We start from the raw sequence: 427 nt of genomic DNA on the forward strand, positions 1-427 counted from the left end.
ATCGTCGGCCCGGCGTTCGTGTCCCTGCTGTGCATCTGCATCGTGTTTGTGCCGATGTTCATGCTGCAAGGTATCGCCGGCTACCTGTTCCGCCCGATGGCGCTGGCGGTGATTTTCGCCATGGCCAGCTCGTTCATCCTTTCGCGCACCCTGGTGCCGACCCTGGCGATGTTCCTGCTCAAGCCGCACGTGCCGGAGCAAGGCGAAGGTCATCACCCGGAAGATGAATTCATCAACCACCACGAGGGCGACCAGCACAAACCCCAGCGCAATGCCGTGCTGCAATCAGTGCTGAATTTCCAGCAGGGTTTCGAGCGTCACTTCTCCAACGTGCGGGACGTTTACCACGGCCTGCTGACCCTGGCCCTGGGTGCGCGCAAGCGCTTCATCGTGGGCTTCCTGGCGTGCATCCTGGCCTCATTCCTGC

At 61.6% G+C, this 427-nt stretch carries 1 protein-coding gene; it reads left to right on the forward strand.

Features of this window, described 5'->3' with window-relative positions:
* Nucleotides 1-427 (forward strand): efflux RND transporter permease subunit (locus SxD43FB_RS24075; protein ID WP_141249668.1); only part of this gene is annotated, 427 nt, incomplete at both ends.

This window comes from Sphingobium sp. D43FB (assembly GCF_002312805.1).
In the GTDB taxonomy this organism is placed as follows: Bacteria; Pseudomonadota; Alphaproteobacteria; order Sphingomonadales; family Sphingomonadaceae; genus Sphingobium.